This is a genomic window from Paenibacillus shenyangensis, from assembly GCF_000346635.1.
GTDB lineage: Bacteria > Bacillota > Bacilli > Paenibacillales > Paenibacillaceae > Saccharibacillus > Saccharibacillus dauci.
Map to the genome: position 1 here is coordinate 66,034 of NZ_AOIG01000013.1, position 19,634 is coordinate 85,667.

The 19,634-nt window shown below is 50.7% G+C and carries 14 protein-coding genes; 7 read left to right on the top strand and 7 right to left on the bottom strand.

Translation table 11 applies throughout. The features are described 5' to 3' along the window. The first annotated feature begins 24 nt into the window (after window positions 1-24). The 4 genes from H065_RS0112010 (at window position 25) to H065_RS0112025 (ending at window position 7,577) form a co-directional block, all read left to right on the top strand. Complete coding sequence (locus H065_RS0112010; protein WP_017813312.1) at window positions 25-678, top strand: HlyD family secretion protein; 654 nt, start codon at window positions 25-27, stop codon at window positions 676-678. A gap of 14 nt (window positions 679-692) precedes the next feature. Further along, window positions 693-2,258, top strand: coding sequence for a DHA2 family efflux MFS transporter permease subunit (locus tag H065_RS0112015; protein WP_017813313.1), 1,566 nt, complete (start codon window positions 693-695; stop codon window positions 2,256-2,258). 77 nt (window positions 2,259-2,335) lie between these two features. Beyond that, entirely contained in the window at window positions 2,336-3,853 is a 1,518-nt protein-coding gene (locus H065_RS0112020) for an efflux RND transporter periplasmic adaptor subunit (RefSeq protein WP_017813314.1), read from the top strand. Window positions 3,854-4,136: 283 nt separating this feature from the next. Further along, entirely contained in the window at window positions 4,137-7,577 is a 3,441-nt protein-coding gene (locus H065_RS0112025) for an S-layer homology domain-containing protein (RefSeq protein ID WP_017813315.1), read from the top strand. A gap of 232 nt (window positions 7,578-7,809) precedes the next feature. Here H065_RS0112025 and mtnK read toward each other — a convergent pair whose 3' ends face one another. The 4 genes from mtnK to H065_RS0112050 form a co-directional block, all read right to left on the bottom strand. Next, window positions 7,810-9,021 (bottom strand): S-methyl-5-thioribose kinase, encoded by a 1,212-nt coding sequence (gene mtnK, locus H065_RS0112030; RefSeq protein WP_017813316.1) that lies wholly within the window; start codon window positions 9,019-9,021, stop codon window positions 7,810-7,812. Window positions 9,022-9,108: 87 nt separating this feature from the next. Then, entirely contained in the window at window positions 9,109-10,095 is a 987-nt protein-coding gene (locus tag H065_RS0112035; RefSeq protein WP_017813317.1) for an ABC transporter permease, read from the bottom strand. After that, entirely contained in the window at window positions 10,092-11,621 is a 1,530-nt protein-coding gene (locus H065_RS0112040) for a sugar ABC transporter ATP-binding protein (RefSeq protein WP_017813318.1), read from the bottom strand. The genes H065_RS0112035 and H065_RS0112040 overlap by 4 nt, the downstream gene beginning before the upstream one ends. A gap of 171 nt (window positions 11,622-11,792) precedes the next feature. Further along, window positions 11,793-12,893 (bottom strand): sugar ABC transporter substrate-binding protein, encoded by a 1,101-nt coding sequence (locus tag H065_RS0112050; protein ID WP_017813320.1) that lies wholly within the window; start codon window positions 12,891-12,893, stop codon window positions 11,793-11,795. A gap of 228 nt (window positions 12,894-13,121) precedes the next feature. Here H065_RS0112050 and H065_RS0112055 point away from each other — a divergent pair, with 228 nt between their 5' ends. Beyond that, window positions 13,122-13,478 carry a hypothetical protein gene (locus H065_RS0112055; RefSeq protein ID WP_017813321.1) on the top strand — a complete coding sequence of 119 codons (357 nt, stop codon included), beginning with the start codon at window positions 13,122-13,124 and terminating at the stop codon, window positions 13,476-13,478. A 183-nt stretch (window positions 13,479-13,661) separates the two neighbouring features. Here H065_RS0112055 and H065_RS0112060 read toward each other — a convergent pair whose 3' ends face one another. After that, window positions 13,662-14,555, bottom strand: coding sequence for an alpha/beta hydrolase (locus H065_RS0112060; RefSeq protein ID WP_017813322.1), 894 nt, complete (start codon window positions 14,553-14,555; stop codon window positions 13,662-13,664). A 344-nt stretch (window positions 14,556-14,899) separates the two neighbouring features. On the opposite strand from H065_RS0112060, the gene H065_RS0112065 reads away from it, so the two are divergent. Both H065_RS0112065 and H065_RS0112070 read left to right on the top strand, forming a co-directional pair. Beyond that, entirely contained in the window at window positions 14,900-16,195 is a 1,296-nt protein-coding gene (locus tag H065_RS0112065) for a GntP family permease (protein ID WP_017813323.1), read from the top strand. Between the two features lie 27 nt (window positions 16,196-16,222). Next, entirely contained in the window at window positions 16,223-17,365 is a 1,143-nt protein-coding gene (locus tag H065_RS0112070; protein WP_017813324.1) for a glycerate kinase family protein, read from the top strand. Between the two features lie 214 nt (window positions 17,366-17,579). On the opposite strand, the gene H065_RS0112075 is transcribed toward H065_RS0112070, so the two are convergent. Then, complete coding sequence (locus H065_RS0112075; RefSeq protein ID WP_017813325.1) at window positions 17,580-18,617, bottom strand: CdaR family transcriptional regulator; 1,038 nt, start codon at window positions 18,615-18,617, stop codon at window positions 17,580-17,582. A gap of 34 nt (window positions 18,618-18,651) precedes the next feature. Beyond that, a complete protein-coding gene (locus H065_RS0112080; RefSeq protein WP_017813326.1) occupies window positions 18,652-19,281 on the bottom strand; it encodes a LysE family translocator in 630 nt (209 codons plus the stop codon). Window positions 19,282-19,634 lie beyond the last annotated feature (353 nt).

The window sequence follows — 19,634 nt, forward strand, 5'->3', positions numbered from 1 at the left end:
ATATACAAGTCCGAGGTGGAAGTTGTGAGAAAGAAGATTACCCTATGGGTTCTTATTGTGCTGCTCGTTGTGAGTGGTGGAGCGCTCGGTTACTACTATTGGTACCAGGGAGCGTATTTTGTAAAAACTGATGATGCCCGCATTGCGGCCGATCAGTACAAGGTAATGCCGCAGCTAACAGCCCGGCTGAACCATATTGATGTGGAAGAAGGCGACGTACTGAAGCAAAACGAGCCGATCGCCGAACAGGATGTATCCGGACTCGATGCCAGCGTGATCAGCAAATCGATCGTACGCGCACCGATCAGCGGAACCGTAATCAAGCTGAATGCCAAAGAGCATGAGATTGCTTCCCCCAGCGCTGCTGTAGCGATCATGGTCGATATGAACAATCTGTATGTAACGACCAATATCGAAGAAACGGATATCAGCCGTATCAAGCTCGGCGCGGTTGTCGATATTACACTGGATGCAGCCGGTGACCAGATGATCCAGGGGAAAGTCCGCAAAGTGGGACAAGCGTCCAATTCGGTCTTTTCCGTGATTCCGGCGACCAACACCAGTGGTAACTTTAACAAAGTCACCCAGCGCATTCCGGTGGAAATCGCACTGAATGTGCCGGAAGGTATGAAGCTGATCCCGGGCACCAATGTGGAAGTCAAGATTCATACTTCATAAAAGGGGGCGTCGATGTGTCTGCAGAAACTCTAAACGCCGCTCCTGTCGCAACAACCGATAGCCTGACGTCCAAAGAACGCTGGTTTGCCTTCTGGTCGATTGTACTGGGTACCTTTGTTGCGGTACTCAATAACAGTCTGATCAACGTCGCTATTCCCCAGCTTACTACGGATCTGGGTTCAACTACGACACGTATTCAGTGGGTTATTACCGGCTATACGCTCGCTTCGGGAATTATCGTACCGATTACCGGATTTATGGAGCAGCGGATCGGCTACAAGAAATTTATGATACTGGCGTTGTCGGTATTTACAATAGGTACACTGATTTGTGCCTTCGCATGGAATGATATGTCACTGATCGCCGCACGGATTCTCGCAGGTCTTGGCGGCGGACTCATTATGCCGCTCAGTATGACGATCGTCTACAAAATTATGCTGCGTGAACAGATCGGCTTTGCCGTGGGTCTGTGGGGCATAGCGGCAATGGCTGCGCCGGCCATCGGACCGACACTCAGTGGTTATCTTATTGAGTGGTTTAACTGGCGTTTTCTGTTTATCGCCTGTGTGCCGATTGCCTTGTTCGCTATTCTGATGATCTTCTTGTTAATCAAGGAACCGCCGAAGAACCAGCCGATCAAGTTCGACCTGATAGGCTTCCTGCTGTCGGCGACATGTGCAGGCACATTGCTGTATGCACTGTCCAACGGCGCTTCGTCCGGCTGGACGTCGTTCAAGATTGTCGGTCTGCTGTTTATCGCTTTCTGGTCGCTGGTTTTCCTGATTTTTGTGGAGCGCGGCAAGGATAACGCAGTTATCGATATTTCTTTATTCAAAAATTACAAGTTCACGATCAGTGTAGTGGCTTCCAGCTTTGTCATGATGGGCATGATGGGAGGAACCTTCCTGGCACCGCTCTTTTTGCAAAATATTCAATCGTATTCGGCGATCAGCACCGGTCTGATCCTGCTGCCGCAGGCGGTAGCGATGGCGCTCATGATGCCAATCGCCGGCAAGCTGGTGGACAAGATCGGTATCGTACCGCTCTGTCTGTTCGGTCTGACACTGACCAGTGTAATGACCTATCAACTGCATACCCTGACACCGCAGACCTCCCGGTTATGGTTCGAGACGGTCATGGTCGTGCGCGGAATGGGGATCGGTCTCTGCCTGATGCCGCTGTCGACGGTCGGTATGAACGCTATAGCGGAAGAAGTATCCGCCGCCAAAGTCAGCAGTGCCTCAGCAGCATCGAATCTGATTCGTACGCTGGCCGGTTCGATGGCGATCGCCATTTTTACCTTTATCATGCAGAATCGTACAGCCCTGCACAGCCAGCATATCGCTGAATCGGTTACGGCCGAAGGCGGGCAATATCTGCAATCGGTACTCGGCAGCTCCTGGCTGTCCAGCACAACAGGTCTGATCTCGTTGGATGCTGCTTCACGGGGAATCGCCGATACGTTCCTGCTGTCTTCGATTCCGCTGTTCTGCTGTCTGCCGCTGATGCTGCTGTTTATCAGCCGGAAAAAGAAGAAAAAAGAAATCGCCATTACCGACGAAGTGCCTGCTCAGGCCTGATCGGAGCGGTATCTGTCGCGTTATAAAATAAAAATAAAATCGAAATTAGCCATCACAGAAAGAAAGGGAAGCGAGCAATGAGACAAAGAAAATGGGAAGTTACTGCAGCTGCTCTTGTACTGAGCGCCACCTTGCTGGCAGGATGCTCTACGGGCAATAACCAAGCGGCGCAGGCTATGAATGTCACCGTCAAGGTAAGCCAGGCCCAAAAGGGGATGCTGGGTCAGGGAAGTATCTATACAGGTACGGTCAACCCTTCGGCGACTGTCAATATCATGCCCAAAATCGCCGGCAAAGTGGATAATGTCACCGTTGATGTCGGTGCTGAGGTTAAACCCGGTCAGGTTCTGTTTCGACTGGATGACGATGATCTGCGCAACAAGCTGAAGATCGCCGAGTCCGATGCCAAGGCGGCACAGGCAGGCGTCAAGACAGCTGAGAGTTCCCGTGAAACGGGCGTCGTCTCCGCATCGTCGGGTCTGGTCAGCTCCAAGAACGGCATTATTTCGTCCAAGAGCGCTATCACCCAGGCTCAAAGCGGCATCAACCAGGCTCAGGCTGCAATCAACCAGGCCAATACAGCTGCCAAGCAGGCGCAGACAGCGATCTCTACTGCAGGCAATACCATCAAGCAGACCCAGGAAGCGCTGGCTACCGCCAAGTCTACACTGACACGCACCCAATCGCTGGCAGATAACGGACTGGCGACGCAGGCGCAGCTGGAGCAGGCACAAGCAGCCGTTGTCAGTGCCCAGACGGCGTATGATAATGCAGTCAATGCACGCGCCAACGCCCAGGAACAACTGGAAGCAGCGCGCAATGCCCAGGCGACTGCACAAAAGGGTCTGGCTACCGCACAGTCTGCATATGAGAATGCCAACAGCAGCTATGCCAACGCCAGCGAAGGCTATAACAATGCCCAGCGTCAGCTGGAAGTATCCCAGAGTACCGCTGGTGTCGAAGCGAGCCAGCAAAAGGTAGCGCAGGCGCAGGTCAATATCGATATTGCTCGTGATGCACTTGATAACGCGGTCGTCAAATCGCCGATTAACGGCATTGTCGTCACCAAAAATGTAGAAGCCGGCGAAATGGTATCTTCGGCTGCTCCCTCACTGGTTATTGCCAATCTGGATACAGTGAATATCCTGATCTATGTACCAGCAGAAGAGATTAACGGTATTCAAGCCGGTGACCGTGTACAGGTCAATGTAGCGTCCTCCGGTATTATAGCGAACGGCAAAGTGAAAAATATTAATCCAATGGATGCTGCAGGCAATGGCTATCCAGTTGAAGTAGCAGTTACCAACCCGGGTGGCCAGCTCAAAACGGGGATGCTGGCGGATGTCAGCTTTGTCGGGGATGACGCCAAAGAAGGGATCATTATTCCGAGCAAGTCCATCCTCAAAGACGGTAAGCAATCCTATGTCTATGTAGCAGTCAAAGGCAAAGCCGTACGCAAACCGGTAACCGTCGCTACCATTACAGGCTCCCAGGCACTGATCAGCAAAGGACTGGCAGCCGGGGATCGGGTCATTTCCAATAACCTGGCACTGCTTGGCGATGATGTCACCATTCAGGTGGCCGCGAATAGTTAAATTACCAATAATCGTTCAAGACATACTTGATCCAATTGTATCCAAACTCCAGACCCCAGGCGGGTTTGGAGTTTTTGCTATGGGTCATCTATTTCATTTTCATTTAATTGTTGTTAGTAAGAGGTTGATTCGGATAACGACGGCAAAAAGCGTCTCGATTACTCCATACATAAAATTAATTATTTATTATGTAAATTATATGTTTTTTTCATGATATTTTGTTTTAAATATACATTATAAACATATTTTTCTAAATCATATACACATAGGAGGCTAGAATCTATTGTCCAATGCCCGGGGTATTCGAAAGTCGATGTTACTGCTATTGTCATTTCTTCTGGTAATCACTTTACCTTCCGGCTTTTTCAGCGGAGCATCTACTGCTTCAGCGGCAACGAATGGTAACTATGCATGGACTCAGCGTTTTCCAGCTACTGTACCTGCAGGTCGTACTGCTCCATTAATGGCGTACAATCCGGCTACAGGAAAAGTACTGATGTTTGGCGGATATGTGGGTGGAAGCACCAATCAGCTTAATGACACCTGGCAGTGGGATGGTACCAACTGGCAGCAGCTGAGCCCAACTAATGTTCCAAACCGTCGCAGCGGTGGCGGTATGGCGTATGACCCTATTTCCCAGCGGATTATTATGTTTGGAGGAGACAGCCCGAGCGGATATCTGGGAGATACCTGGGCATGGACCGGCAGTAACTGGCAGCAATTGAGTCCGGCTCATAACCCTACTCCACGTGGTACACCTTATATGGCGACAGATCAGACTCGTAATAACATCGTTTTGTTTGGTGGTATAACAGGCAGTGGCAGGTCTAATGAAACATGGACATGGAACGGAAGTGACTGGATTATTCAGTCTCCGGCTACTTTACCTTCTGCCCGTAACTTTGGACAGATGACGTATGATCCGGTCAGTGGTAATCTACTGATGTTTGGCGGTAATGCGACATCAGGATATCTCAATGATACCTGGACATGGAACGGTACGAATTGGGCCCAGCAGGCCCCAGCCACAAGCCCACCAGTACGTATGGCTTATGGACTTGCTTATGATGGAGCCAATGTCATCCTGTTTGGCGGCGAAATACCTGGTACCGGCGGTCAGATGACCGGAGATACCTGGTTTTGGACTGGCAGTACATGGACGCAGCGTAATCTAACCACAAGTGTCCGTGGACATATCGGCATGCTGTATGATCCAACGCATGATCAGATCCTTTCTTTTGGTGGATTTGGTTCATCAGGTGCGATTATTAACGAAACATGGACGCTGCAGGCAGCACCACTCGTCGCTACAGGAGCGGCTACACTGCTCACTTCCAGATCCGTGCAACTGGCAGGTGAAGTGCAGTTAGAAGGCAAAACTCCTGTCGTGGAAAAAGGTATTGCAATTACAAATACAATGAATAATACAGTTACGAGATATGCAAGCACACAGACAGGTGTAGGTCCTTTTACTGTTAAAGCAGTTAATCTGACACCCTCTACTACGTATACTTACCGAGCTTATGCGATAGATTCATATGGAACAACCTATGCGGCCGGCAATCAGGTATTTACAACTAATGCGATTCCGCCATTGACGCTGGATAGCAATGCTTACAATCTGAAGCTGGGTACTACCCATCAGACAACCGTACAGGCTGTTTATGAAGAGACAGGTGAGCTGTATACCGTAACCAGCGGTGTAACCTTTAGCTCAGCCAATCCGGGTATTGCCTCGGTTAATGCTACAGGTCTGGTAACCGGTAATACTCAGGGCAACACTGTGATTACAGCGGTGTATAACGGCTCCAGCGCCCAAGCAGCCGTCAATGTAACCTATACTCCGCCGGTTATTACGAACCTGTCTACCAATCAGACAGAGTACACACTAAAAAAAGGAACGACCCAGCAGACCGTCATTCAGGCTGTCTATGATGATGGCACTGTCAAAACGGTAACGGAGGATGTCTACTACAGCTCTTCCAATCCGAATGTGGCTTCTGTCAGAGCAGGTGGATTAATTACAGCTGCTGGCAAAGGTACTGCCACGATTACAGCGCAGTATGGTGGCAAGTCCTTGGGTATCAATGTAACGGTTACTGCCGATCCGGTCGTAACAAGCCTGTCTACCGATCGTACCGAGTATACGATTAGACAGAGAGATACCGAGCAGACCGTCATTCAGGCCGTTTACGATGATGGTACAGTTAAAACTATCACGGAAGGCCTGACGTATACATCGTCCAATCCGGGCGTAGCTACTGTAGATGCTAATGGCTTAATTCGAGCAGTCAATGCAGGTACAGCAGCTATTGTAGCGGATTATCAGGGCAAGACAGTTACTATTAATGTTACCGTGACCTCTCGCCGTGACGATGATAACAATAACAGTTCAGGCGGTGGAGGTGGAGGTGGCTCCAATACAACACCAGGCGATACAGGTGGTACTACACCAACTACACCATCCAGTCCAACGACAGAAACGCCACTGGCTGATTCGGTAACCAAAGAGACGATTGCTACTGTGATCCGTGAACAGCAAAACGGAATACCGGTTGCCCGTATCCGTGTAAACAGCAATCAGGCGATTCAGTCTCTGGATAATTCGGATCGTAACCGTCTGGTAATTCCGGCACCAACAGATGTGAGTAACGTGCGTACAGAACTGGATGGCACTCTCGCCAAATGGCTGGATGATCGCAATGGTACTGTCGAAATACAATCAGAACGGGGACAGTATATTTTGCCAGCCAAGCAGATGAATGTAACCGCACTGACTTCACAAAATAATACAGCAGCCAATTTGCAGAATCTGCAGTATACCATTACCATTTCGCCAGCAGGAACAGCGCAATCTCAGGGCCTGCAAAGTGCAGCTTCTACACGTAATGTGAAATTGATCGATGCCACGACCACCAATTTTGGGGTGACCGCGAGTATGGACGGTGCCCAGGTAACGGTACCGAACTTTGAACAATATGCACAGCGTCTGATTCCGCTGCCGGAAGGATTCGATCCATCCCGGATTACCACCGGAATTATCTATAACGAAGACCAGTCTTCCTTTATGCATGTACCGACCCGTGTAACGCAAATCGGGGATCAGTATTATGCACAGATTAACAGTCTGGTCAGCAATGGAACCTATGCTTTGATTGAGAATGAAAAAAGCTTTGCCGATGTAGCCAATCACTGGGGACGTGCAGCTATTGAAGATATGGCTTCTCGGATGGTGGTTGAAGGGGTTAGCCAGGCATCTTTTGAACCGAACCGCAATATCACTCGTGCGGAATTCGCAGCTGTAGCGGTTCGTGCATTCGGACTGGTGGATCGTCAGGGTGCAGGACGCTCGTTCAGTGATGTAGCCGGTGGAAGCTGGTACCAGGATTATGTCGGTACAGCCGCCGATTATGGTCTGCTCACCGGTTATGCAGATGGTACATTCAAGCCGGATCGTAATATCAGCCGTGAGGAAGCCATTGCGATTCTCGTACGTGCTGTACAACTGGCGAATATTGATACCAGCACAGGCAGCAGCGCATCGCTCCAGGCTTACCGTGATGCCAATCAGGTATCCGGCTGGGCATCCAGTGCAGTTGGTTTTGCTGCACAACAAGGTATTGTACAAGGAAATGCAGGTCTGCTGAATACGGACTCTCCGGTAAATCGTGCAGAGACAGCCGCACTGATGGAGCGTATTTTGACCTTTGCCAAACTGATCTAAACGTTTAACAGAACATCTCCCGATCGTCTGCTCTTTGGCACAGACGATCGGGAGATTTTTTTGTTGAGCCAAATAGGCAGGCGGATAGAAAAGAACAAGTGTGTCGTCCTCTATGTACTGCTGGATAGAAGCAAATAGCCAATACCCGATTTCCATAATGGAGTCCGGGTATTGGCTGTTTAGTGAGGCGATGTATTGAGACGATAGATGAAAATGAGACAAGAACAAGGGATCAGCTATGCAAAAATGGCTCGCTCCGATCTGCCTGATGCAGTGCCTCCACAAGCTGGGCAGCCCGTTTGTAGTGTCCTCGGTTCGCGATCAGATCACGTGCCAGCAGGGCCGCAGCAGACTTGATATGCAGACGGCGGATATCGTCGCGTATGGCTTCGATATCTCTGGCATGGGCCAGCCCGATCACCCGGCGCATCATCTCGCTACCAGCATAACCGACCGCATCCTGGAAAATGCGCAGCAGTTCATCATCCAGATAGCCTGCTGCACCAGCCAATGGCTCCTGATTATCCTTCTGCCAAAGGGTAGTGAATTCGGCAGCGAATACGTCCCATACCGTGGTGATATGAGTCAGCAGTGCCTCCCGGCTATCTTCGCTGCGGGCGAGTGCAGACAGCAGAGTATTGGCGATGAACAGTCCGATATCATATCCCATCGGTCCATAAAAGGCGAACTCCGGATCGATTACCCGGGTCTCTTCCTCACTGGCAAAGATACTGCCGGTATGCAGATCGCCATGCAGCAGTGCTTCGGCGGATATCATAAAGTGGCGCTTGAGCTTGGCACCTTCACGCAGCAGCTGCTCATCCTGCCAAATCTGCTCAGCCAGCGGGCGTAACCCTTCTTCTACCACATTGCTCTCATGATCGATTAGCGGGTAGGTGAAAACAAAGTTCTCGGTAATTTTGCACAGCTCCGGATTGTGAAATTGCAGTGCCAGCTCCCGCCGGGCTTCTGCACCCAGCGCATAATCCGAAGTACCGTATAAGGTACGGGCCATGTACTGACCAATATGGATCGACAGCAGCGGATAGACGGCGCCTTCGGCCAGACCCGTGCGTGCAATAGTTAGATGCGACAGATCTTCCATCACCGTAATCGCATAGTCATTATCCGTATAATACACTTCCGGTACATATTCCGGGGCATAGCGGGCAAAGATTCGCAGCGCTTCGCTCTCCATCCGGGCGCGTTCCAGGGTGAGCGGCCAGCCTTCGCCGATAATGCGTACATAGGGGAGCGCCTGCTTGATAATAACACCTTTACCTGCCGCCGGTTCAGTCACATGAAAGACCAGATTCAGATTGCCGTCACCAATTTCGCGGCAGACTAGATCAGCAGCTGCTGCGAACAGCTGCAGCCGCCGGGCGAGCTGGATCGCAGTCTCTTCGGTTAATGGTTCGTAGATGGAATCAGCAGTTGTGGTCATGGATCATTTGCCTCCTTGGCAGATCAGAATAGAATCACTGTGATGCGACTGTACGTATTTCACGGGGAGTATGAATGTCTCCTGTATCTATACTTTTTGCCGCTTGCGGTGGATAAAGGTAACAGCCAGCGCGAGTACCAACACAGCGCCTTTGATAATATCTGTCGTGTAGTATTCCACATGCAGCATGGTCATCCCGTTGACCAATACGCCCATCAGCACAGCTCCAAAAAAGGTACCGATGATGTTGGGACGTCCAGCACCGAACACCGAATAGCCGACAAAAACGGCAGCGAGCGCATCCATCTGCATCGATGAACCGGCATCAATCTGACCGGAACCGACACGGGCAGCGAACAGAATTCCGCCAATTGCAGCGAAGATGCCGGAAGCGACATAGGCGAGTGTACGAATACGATTGACCCGCAGTCCGGACAGACGTGCTGCTTCTTCATTACTGCCGGTCATGATCATCTGGCGACCACCCCGCGTATATTTGAAAAATAAGTGCATGGCAACGATGGCGACCAGCATCAGGATAACCGGAAACGGAATACCGAGCAGCCGGCCCTGTCCGATCCAGAGAAAGGAGTCCAGCATGACGCCGGGCGCCTTGGTTCCATCCTGAAACTGCATATTGTTGTAGATGGAATATCCTTTGGTATACGTGCGATGAATTCCGCTGACAATGTACATGACAGCCAGTGTCGCCAGCAGATCGGGAATACGGATCTTGACGATCAGCAGCGAGTTGAGCAGTCCGACGAGTGCGCCGATAATTAGCGGCACAATCAGGACCAGAATCAGCGGCATCTGATGCCAGACCATCATCGCAGCGACGACGACGGTTGTAAGCGAGACCGTTGAGCCTGCCGACAGGTCAAAGCCATCTACAGTCAGCGAGATGGTAATACCAATCGCCACGAAGGTAACAATAGAGATCGAACGCAAAATATCCGTAATATTGTTATAGGTGAAAAAGTGCTGATTATACAAAGAGAAGAAGACAAGCACCAGACCGATAAAGATCAGGGCGCCGTAGCGATATGAGAATTGGGCAATCTGATGTTTCATACAAGTTCCTCCCGGCCTGCGCTGGCATGATATAACAGATCCTGCTGTGAAGCTTCACCATAAGCGAAAGAGCGGGTGATCCGGCCATCGCACATCACGAGGATACGGTCCGCCAGACCAAGCGCTTCATCAAATTCGCAGGTTAGATATAATATTCCTTTGCCCTGCTGGGCAAGATTGCCGATTACGTTGAAAATATCGCGTTTGGCTCCGATATCGACGCCTTTGGTCGGTTCATCGAGAATGAAGATATCGGCATTGGTCTCCATCCATTTACCGATTGCGACCTTCTGCTGATTACCGCCGCTCAGGTATCCGGTCAGCTGTTGTCCGGATGATGTCTTGATTCCGAGCGAGGAGATTAGTCCTTCACCCAGTTTGCGCTCCGCTCTACCGGAAATAATGCCGAGTGAAGTGATCGACTGCAGCAGCGGCAGACTCAGATTATGCAGAACGGATTCCTTGACCAGAATGCCTTCCTTGCGCCGTTCCTCTGGAACGAGTACCATCCCGGCTCGGATCGCCTGATGCGGATTGCGTGCCCGAACCGGACGTCCATTCAGCTCGACAGTGCCGCGCTCCGGCTGCTCGGCTCCGAACAGCAGCTTGGACAGTTCGGTCTTGCCGGCGCCGACGAGTCCGACCACCGCGACAATCTCACCGCGGCATACGTCCAGACTGACATCTTGCACATAACGACCAGCAGCCAGATGGCTGACAGTCAGCAGCGGTTCACCGATTTCAGTGAATACTTTGGGATATTCTTCTTCAAAAGCACGTCCCAGCATAGTATGTACAACTTCTCCGGGATTGGTCTCTGCTACAGGTACGGTACTGACCCGACGTCCATCGCGCATGACCGTAATACGGTCGCATACCCGGAAAATCTCGGGCAGCCGGTGGGAAATAAAGATCACTCCGATCCCCTGAGCTTTGAGTCCCTGCATAATGCCAAACAGCCGCTCCGCTTCTTCGATACTGAGTGGAGCTGTCGGTTCATCGAGAATAACAAAGCGTGCTTTCTCCGCCATGACGCGAGCGATCAGCACCAGCTGTTTTTCTGCCAGTGACAGTTCACTGACCTGACGCCGCGCAGAGATGGCAAAGCCGAGTCTGCTCAATATTTCTTCCGCATCCCGGTACAGGGATTTCCAGTTCAGAATCGGACTGCCTTTGGAGCTGGTCAGCCGGTGCAGCAGAATATTCTCGGCCACCGACAGCTGGGGAATCAGCGAAGTGTCGACTTCCTGATACACACACTGGATACCGGCTTCTTTGGCGGCTGCCGGGGAGTTCAGCTGCACGGGTTGACCGTCGATCGTAATACGGCCACGGTCGGCGGTGTAGGCGCCGGATAATATTTTCATCAGTGTACTTTTGCCGGCACCATTGGCGCCTAGCAGCGCATGGATCTCGCCGCTGTGTAGACTGAAGTCTACATTTTCGAGTGCCGGAACACCGGCGAATGATTTGTAGATTTCCTTCATATGCAGATGATTATCGGTAGAAGCTGTGGAGGTCGTCATGCAGATGCTCCTTTCTGTGGCGGCTGCCGGAAGGGAAGGCAGTCCTGTGATCCAAATGGACAAGATGGTAAAACAGTATCCACCAGCATGCAGAGGCACACTGGTGGATACTGGGTTTCCGTCTGTTACATGCATGTTCAAGACGAAGTAATTAGCAGGGCGGATCGCTGGTTATTTGCCGGCAGCGATTGCTTTCTCCAGTGCTTTGAGTTCGTCGGTATTACCCTGGTCGCTGTCTCCCCAGCCTTTGACATACTCACCGAGGTCAGCCGTAGTTACCTTTTTGTCTTTGGGCAGATCATCGCGCTGTACATAGACCGGTTCCAGCTCGACGCGTTGATCGGATGTGTTGCCACCAAACTTCTGATACAGATATCGTACCTGTACGCGGCCGATAGTCGTCGGATCAACGGCTGCAGAGGCTACCCATGGACTGGATGGGTCCTGAATCATGCTGAGATCTTCATCACTGAGGTCGATACCGTATACTTTGATATCATTGCGACCTGCCTGTTTGATTGCATTGGAGGCGCCTTTGGCAAATTCATCCCATGAAGCCCATACCGCAGTAATATCGCCTTTGTTGGGATACTGTTTGAGGATGGCTTCCATCTGGGTCTGTGCATCGAGCTGTGCATTATCCGCTGTACCAAAAGCAGCAATTTCCTTAATATCCGGATACTTGCCCTGGAACGTCTTGTAGGAAATCTGACGGGATTCCATCGGCGGGAAGCCGGCTACCCAGATTTTGACGATGTTGCCTTTACCGCCAGCGTCCTTGGCGAGTTGATCCAGTGTCAGTTCGGCCATCTTCTGGTCGTTCTGTGCAAGACTGGTGACGCCCGGAATACCATCCAGTGCCGAGTCAAAAGCAATGACCGGGATGTTGGCCTGGACAGCCTTTTGCACGCCTGCTGTCAGTGCTCCTGCATCACCATGGTCAATCAGGATACCGTCAAATTGTCCCTGATTCACAGCTGCATCGAGCGAAGAGGCCATTTTGCTGAGATCATTATCAGCGGAGATGACGGTCACATTGCCACCGTATTTGGCGACTTGGCTTTTGACCCCGTCTATGTATTGGGCAGAGAATGTACCATTGTTCAGACGCATAATCAGAGCGATATTTTTACCGGCGAGCGGCTGATCCGAGGCTGCATCAGCATTTCCGGATGCGTTGTTACCTGTCGAATTATTTCCGCATGCGCCCAGTATCACCGCGAACACAAGCAGAATGGAGAGCAAACTTATGGACTTCAGACGTCTTCTCATTTTCTTTTCCCCCTGTACGTGAATGCTTTAATGCTTTAAACGGCTTGATAATATTAAAATTTAATATAGAAGTTAAAACCAAGTATGTCAATTGGTTTTATTAAAATAAATATTTTGGAATTGAAATGTGCAAGAAATGGGATGGATATATGTATATTAATGGAATAAATGTATGATAGAGTTGTATAAATTCTGCCTGTTTATATATTAAATAAGGAGATGATACATATGAAGAAAATAACGATCGTCAAAGCTGTAGTTATGGGTTCTACTCCAAGGTCTTATCAGTACGACAAAGGAGGGTTTTTCCAGAAATCTCTTTCCCGGACAATGGAGGAGAATCTGAGCGAGGAGATTCGCAGGCATCAGCTGGATTATGTCGTGGAGATTGACCAGGACTTTCTTTTCCTGGATGAGCTGTTGGAGCAGGGAAGTGACTTTATTCTGATCTCGCCGTATGTGAGTACATTTATTAATTTCAACGATATACCGAAAGACAAATTTTATATTATGACACCGGAAGAGTTCGATCAGGGACAGACTTCACATATTATGGAGATTTTGCAGCAGCGCCTGCCCGTATAACGGGTAGGTTTTTTTGTTCATTCGCATTATTGCTGCCTGGAGAATAGAGTGCTTACTATTGTAAAGATCATCTAGTGTGTCAATCATCCGAAAAGTATATATACAGCAAAAAGGATACAGCTGCCTTTCCTGTGAAGAAAGAAGCTGCATCCTGATCTTATATTTAATCGATATAGTTAAGCATTAAGCTTGGGCAAACGTCTGCTTCAATTGTTTAGCCATAAGCTGCCAGGCTTCTTCGGCATGGGCTGGTGTACCGTTATGAGTAAAGCCGTGAGCTTCGCCGGGGTAATCGCGATAAGTGACCGGTACGCCGGACTCACGTAGCATCTCTGCATACCGGGCTGCCTCTGCGGCAAGAGAATCGCGGCCCGCCGTAATAATGAGTGTAGGCGGCAGTCCGGTCAGTTCCGAAGAGGAAGCGAGTACAGGTGAAGCCAGTGGGTTACGAGCATCAGTGGCATTGTCAAAATACATCGCATTGAACATGCGAGCCATATCTACCGGAATTGCTTCCTCAAAAGAAGGCTTGTCTGCCGGATCGGTATCCAGATCAAGCGGTGGATAGTCGAGAATCTGATAGGCGATCGGCAGCTCGCTGCCTTTTTGCAGATTAAGCAGACATACGGCAGCTGACAGATTGCCTCCGGCGCTGTGTCCACCAATTGCGAGTCTGGAGCCGTCTCCGTCCCATTCAGAGGCATGCTGCATGATCCACTGTGCGACTTCATAGCACTGATAGACCGCAGCAGGGAAAGGATATTCCGGTGCCAGTACATATTCCACATTGAACACCATACAGCCGGACAGCTCGGCAACGTAGGCGCACCACGGATCATCCATCTCCGGCGTGCCGAGTACAAAGCCGCCTCCATGCAGATTGATAAATACTGGCGCAGGTTTTGCTGCATGCAGTGGAACATAGACATGTGTGCGTGCTTCTCCATAGGAGGTTGGAATCCGGATTTCATGGCGCTGTGCTGCCGGTGTACCCGGTGGGGTCAGTGTGCCTCCATCAACCTGTGTAAACTGCTGCTGGCGGATCTTGCGAATCATCTCCACTTGTTGTTCTTTCATCAGTATCACTCCATTTCGGGTCAAATGTCATTCGTAACTGTTACATAGGGAACATTGGGATTGTCCTGTATTGTAAATAGTCAAACATTCGAACCTGAAGGCATCCTCCATCTATTCAAATTCATTCTATTCGTCGCTTCATGTTCGTATCGTTTGTTGGTTGCAGGTCGATCACGGATTGACCTGTACTTTATAATTGTAAGCGGGTTTGCATATCAATTCAAATAGGGGTAATACCGGTTGTTCATTTGCACAATGAATTTCGTCCTTCTATCAATATCTTTAAGCGCTTTCTCTCCCTATAATGAAAGCGTGTTCAAATAGTTGGCAGGGGGATGCACGGTATGGATGGATTAGTGATTAGCTGGATCGGTGCGCTGGCAGGACTGGCGCTGGCGATTGTTTTGATTTTACGTAAATTAAATCCGGTCTACGCATTGTTTCTCGGTGCGATCGTAGGTGCGCTGCTGGGCGGAGCGAATCTGGTACAGACTGTAGATGTTCTTGTAAGCGGTACCCAAAGTGTAATGGGAACGGTGCTGCGGGTACTGGCAGCCGGTGTGCTGGCTGGAGTCATGATGGAATCGGGAGCTGCCGAGACGATTGCCCAGTCGATTGTCCGCAAATTCGGAGGCAGCAAAGCAATACTGGCATTGGCGCTGGCGACGATGATTATTACAGCGGTCGGCGTATTTATCCCGGTCGCTGTGTTGATCGTGGCACCTATCGCCCTGTCGGTCGGTAACAAGATGGGTGTGTCCAAGCTGGCGCTGCTGGTTGCTTTATCCGGCGGTGGCAAGGCAGGCAATATCATTTCTCCCAATCCGAATACAATCGCAGCGGCGCGGGGATTCAATCTGGAACTGAGCCATGTGATGCTGGCGGGATTCGTTCCTGCGGTATGCGGACTGATAGTAGCCGTATTACTCGCTTCCATGCTCAAAAATAAAGGCGTGATGGTAACCGATCAGGAAGCGGATAACGGCGATACGGATACTTCGCATTATCCACCGCTTGGCAAAGCCATTGTCGCTCCGCTGGTCGCCGTTATTCTGCTGATGATCAATCCGATCGGCTCCATTACGGGAATTGGCTTCCTCTCGACCTTTAAGGTAGATGCGATGTATATTCTGCCGATTGCCGGTATTATCGGAATGCTGGCGATGGGGCAGGCGAAGAATATCGTAAAATACACGACAGCAGGACTGAATAAAATGACAGCTACCGTATTGATTCTGATCGGAGCAGGTGGTATTGCCGGTCTGATCTCGGCATCCGATCTGTCGGTACAGGTAGTAGCACTGATCGAAGCATCCGGAATCTCGGGTACGTTCCTCGCTCCGATCTCCGGTATTCTGATGGCAGCGGCGACCGCTTCTACATCGACCGGTGTTATTCTGGCGACGGGTTCCTTTGGCGAGGCGATTCTGAATATGGGTACGGCTCCGCTGGCTGCCGCCGTTATGGTACATACCGGAGCGACCGTGATTGATTCCCTGCCGCAGGGCAATTATTTCCATGTGACAGCAGACAGCATGAAGATGAGCATCAAACAGCGGATGGGTGTTGTTCCGTACGAAGTCATGGTTGGCGGTACGATGACTATTGTGGCGACGATTATGTATGGATTCCTGCTGTAATCTACTATTTTCGAACGGGGTGGAGAGATGAGAGAGAAGACATTTGTACTGGCACCGGATTCATTCAAGGAAAGCATGACAGCCAAGGAAGTCTGCGTGGCGATGGAAAAGGGGCTGCGCCGGGTCTATCCGGCGGCACAGTATATTCATGTACCGATGGCAGACGGCGGTGAGGGCACTGTACAATCGCTGGTGGATGCTTCCGGCGGACAGATGCGCCAGCTGGAAGTGACGGGTCCGCTTGGTCAGCCGGTATTGGCGCAGTACGGTATTCTTGGCGATGGAACGACAGCAGCGATCGAAATGGCTTCAGCAAGTGGCATTCAGCTGGTGAGCAGGGAACAGCGCAATCCGCTGCTGACTACCACCTATGGTACCGGCGAGCTGATCCGTGCCTGTCTCGATCAGGGGATTCGCAAGCTGATTATCGGAATTGGTGGCAGTGCTACCAATGATGGAGGAGCCGGCATGGCGCAGGCGCTTGGTGCGCGGCTGCTCGATGAACAGGGACAGGAGCTGCCACCTGGTGGTGGTGCGTTGAGTCGTCTGGCGCGAATAGATACTGAACAGCTGGATGCCCGGCTGCAGCAGGTGGAGATGATCGTCGCCTGCGATGTAACCAATCCGCTGTGCGGCAAGCAGGGAGCCTCTGCCGTATTTGGACCGCAAAAAGGCGCTACACCGGACATGGTGCAGGAGCTGGACGCGGCACTGGAGCATTATGCAGATATCATCTCATCACAGCTGGATAGGGAAGTACGCCATATTCCCGGCGCAGGCGCAGCCGGCGGACTGGGTGCAGGTCTGCTGACTTTTACACGGGCTACACTGCGCCGGGGGATCGAGATCGTGATTGAATACACAGGACTCCGGGAGAAGCTGAGCGAAGCGGATATTGTATTTACCGGAGAAGGCGGAATGGATTTTCAGACCAAATTCGGCAAAACCCCGCATGGCGTCGCCGCTGCTGCCAAAGCAGCAGGCAAACCGGTTATCGCCGTGACCGGCTATATGGGCGAAGGAATCGAGACATTGTACGATGAAGGGATCAATGCGATTTTTGGTATTGTGCCAAAAGCGGCAGTCCTGGAAGAGCTGCTGGAGCAGGGACCGTACAATGTAGAGCGTACGATGGAGAATATAGCACGATTGCTTCATTTGCAGGATTAGTCGTCTGCCCATAGAGATGATCATCCTGTAGAGATTCCAGGACAACGCTGCATTCAGTATCGAACCAACCACAAAAAGACCTATACTTTCTCCAGCGTTCCAGACGCAAGGCAGGAGAGGAGATAGGTCTTTTTCGCTGATCTGGAAGCAGATGATATACAATGTCTGCTGATTGCCGATCGGTATGCCTTTGATAGGTGTTCCACGTACTGAATCAGAAGTGCATGGACAGTAGTCCATGAGTCAGCTCGATCAGTTCCAGCAGATGGCGCGGGTCTTTGCCGGTAAGCGTATGGATTCGCTTTAGCCGATACTGCAGGGTATTACGATGAATATTCAGATCAAGAGCCGTATCATGAATACTGCCATTATGGAAAATAAAGCTCCGCAGTGTATCCAGCAGATCAGCGGTATCTTCCAGCCTGGCAGCGGCATTGGACAGCGGCGACAGCGGAGCCTGGCTGAACCGTACCAGAAACTGAACATCATCATAACAGGCTGTTCGCAAAGGCAGACGCAAAGCGAGCAGTATCTGCATCGTATCACGAGCCTGTAGATAGCTGTTGGCAATGCTGCTGTCCAGTCGTCCGGCTGCGATAAAAGCCTCCGGCTGATCCTGCAAAAAGCGCTGCATAATCGGCAGCAGTTCCTCCTGGTTCTGTATCATAACGACAAAGGAGCCTTGTTGTTCATGTATCCGAAAAGAAGGAAACAGCAGCAGCAATCTGCCGGTGTGCTCATTCAGCTGCAATCCATGGATATACAGCACAGCCGTCTGCAGCAGCAGATCCAGCTGGTACACCGAAGCTTCCCGGCGCAGCTTTTGCGGATAGGAAGAGCCGCGATATTCCAGCAGCGTATCCAGAAAAGCCTTTTTGCGACTGGCTTCATGAGCGAGGCTCTCGAGTCGACTGCGCTGCTCGATCAGCAGCGATACGGTCGTTCGCACCAGATTGCAGAATGGCCGCACTTCATCAGGCGCTCCAGTAATGCCGATCACACCGATATACTGCCCATCGATCACGATGGGCTCGTTGGTCCCTTTTTGCTCCAAGCGACCGTCCTGCCAGACCTCTATACGCTGACCGGTAGCGAGTGCTTCGACCGCACCGGGATGAATCGTACCGATCCGATGAGTGCTGCCGCTGCCGATAATAACGCCCTGTTCATTCATAATATTGATGTTGTACGGAATATCGAGCATCATTTTGTCGACGATATCCTGTGCTTGTTTTTCTGAGAGTCTGTACATGTACTTCCTCCTGTGCCTGCACATTCCATCTGTATTAACGGCTGCTAAAAGCGACCTTCAGTCCGATCAGTGCAAAGATGGCACCCTGCATCATATTGATTTTGCGGGAAATGCGAGGCTTCTTGATTAGCCATTTGCGCACGTGGTCTGCACATACGCTTACTATCGTGAACAGGATCAGTGCCTGAATCATAAAAACAAAGCCCAGTACCAGCATCTGCAGCGGTACATATCCTGCCTGCTGATTAACAAAAGGCGGCAGCAGCGCGAGGAAAAACAGCGATACTTTGGGATTCAGGGAACTCATGACAATGCCGCGGCGGTATAAAGTACCGAAATGAAGAGCAGGCAGCTGTCCGCTATCTATGAGCAGTTCCTCATTCCGTGACTGGAACGATTTCCAGGCGAGATAGAGCAGATAGGCGGCACCTGCATATTTGACGATATTAAAAGCCAGTGCCGATTGGTAAATAAGCGCCGATATGCCGAGTGTAGCTGCGGTAATATGTACGAGCAGTCCGGTACAAAGACCGAGAGTAGTAGCAATCCCGGCTTTTCTCCCATGGGCGATACTCTGGGCCAGTACAAACATGTTGTCCGGTCCCGGCAGCAGTGTCAGCAGTACCGCTGTACCGAGAAAGGATAAAACCGATAACAGATCCATTCGCTTCATCTCCCTGCATTCCATAGTCATACGTCATGGAATCATAATATATCTGTATTCTAGCAAAGAAATACAGACAACCGGAAGCAAGAAATGCACACATCTCCAACCTTTTGCGACAACGAGCTGGAGAAGAATGAATGGGCTGCGAGTTGATGCGACTGAATCGGCAAAATGGATAACATAACAAAAAGCAGTCTGATCAGACTGCTTTCGTTAATGCAGCAAAGCTGCTATATATGAAATGGCTCTGGCAGGAGCGTATTTTCATTTTGCGGAACAGGACAGGAGCATGTTCTTATTTTTGTGGAACAGTCAGCTGGTAGCCGGCAGGCAGCAGGTTGTTGGCAGCA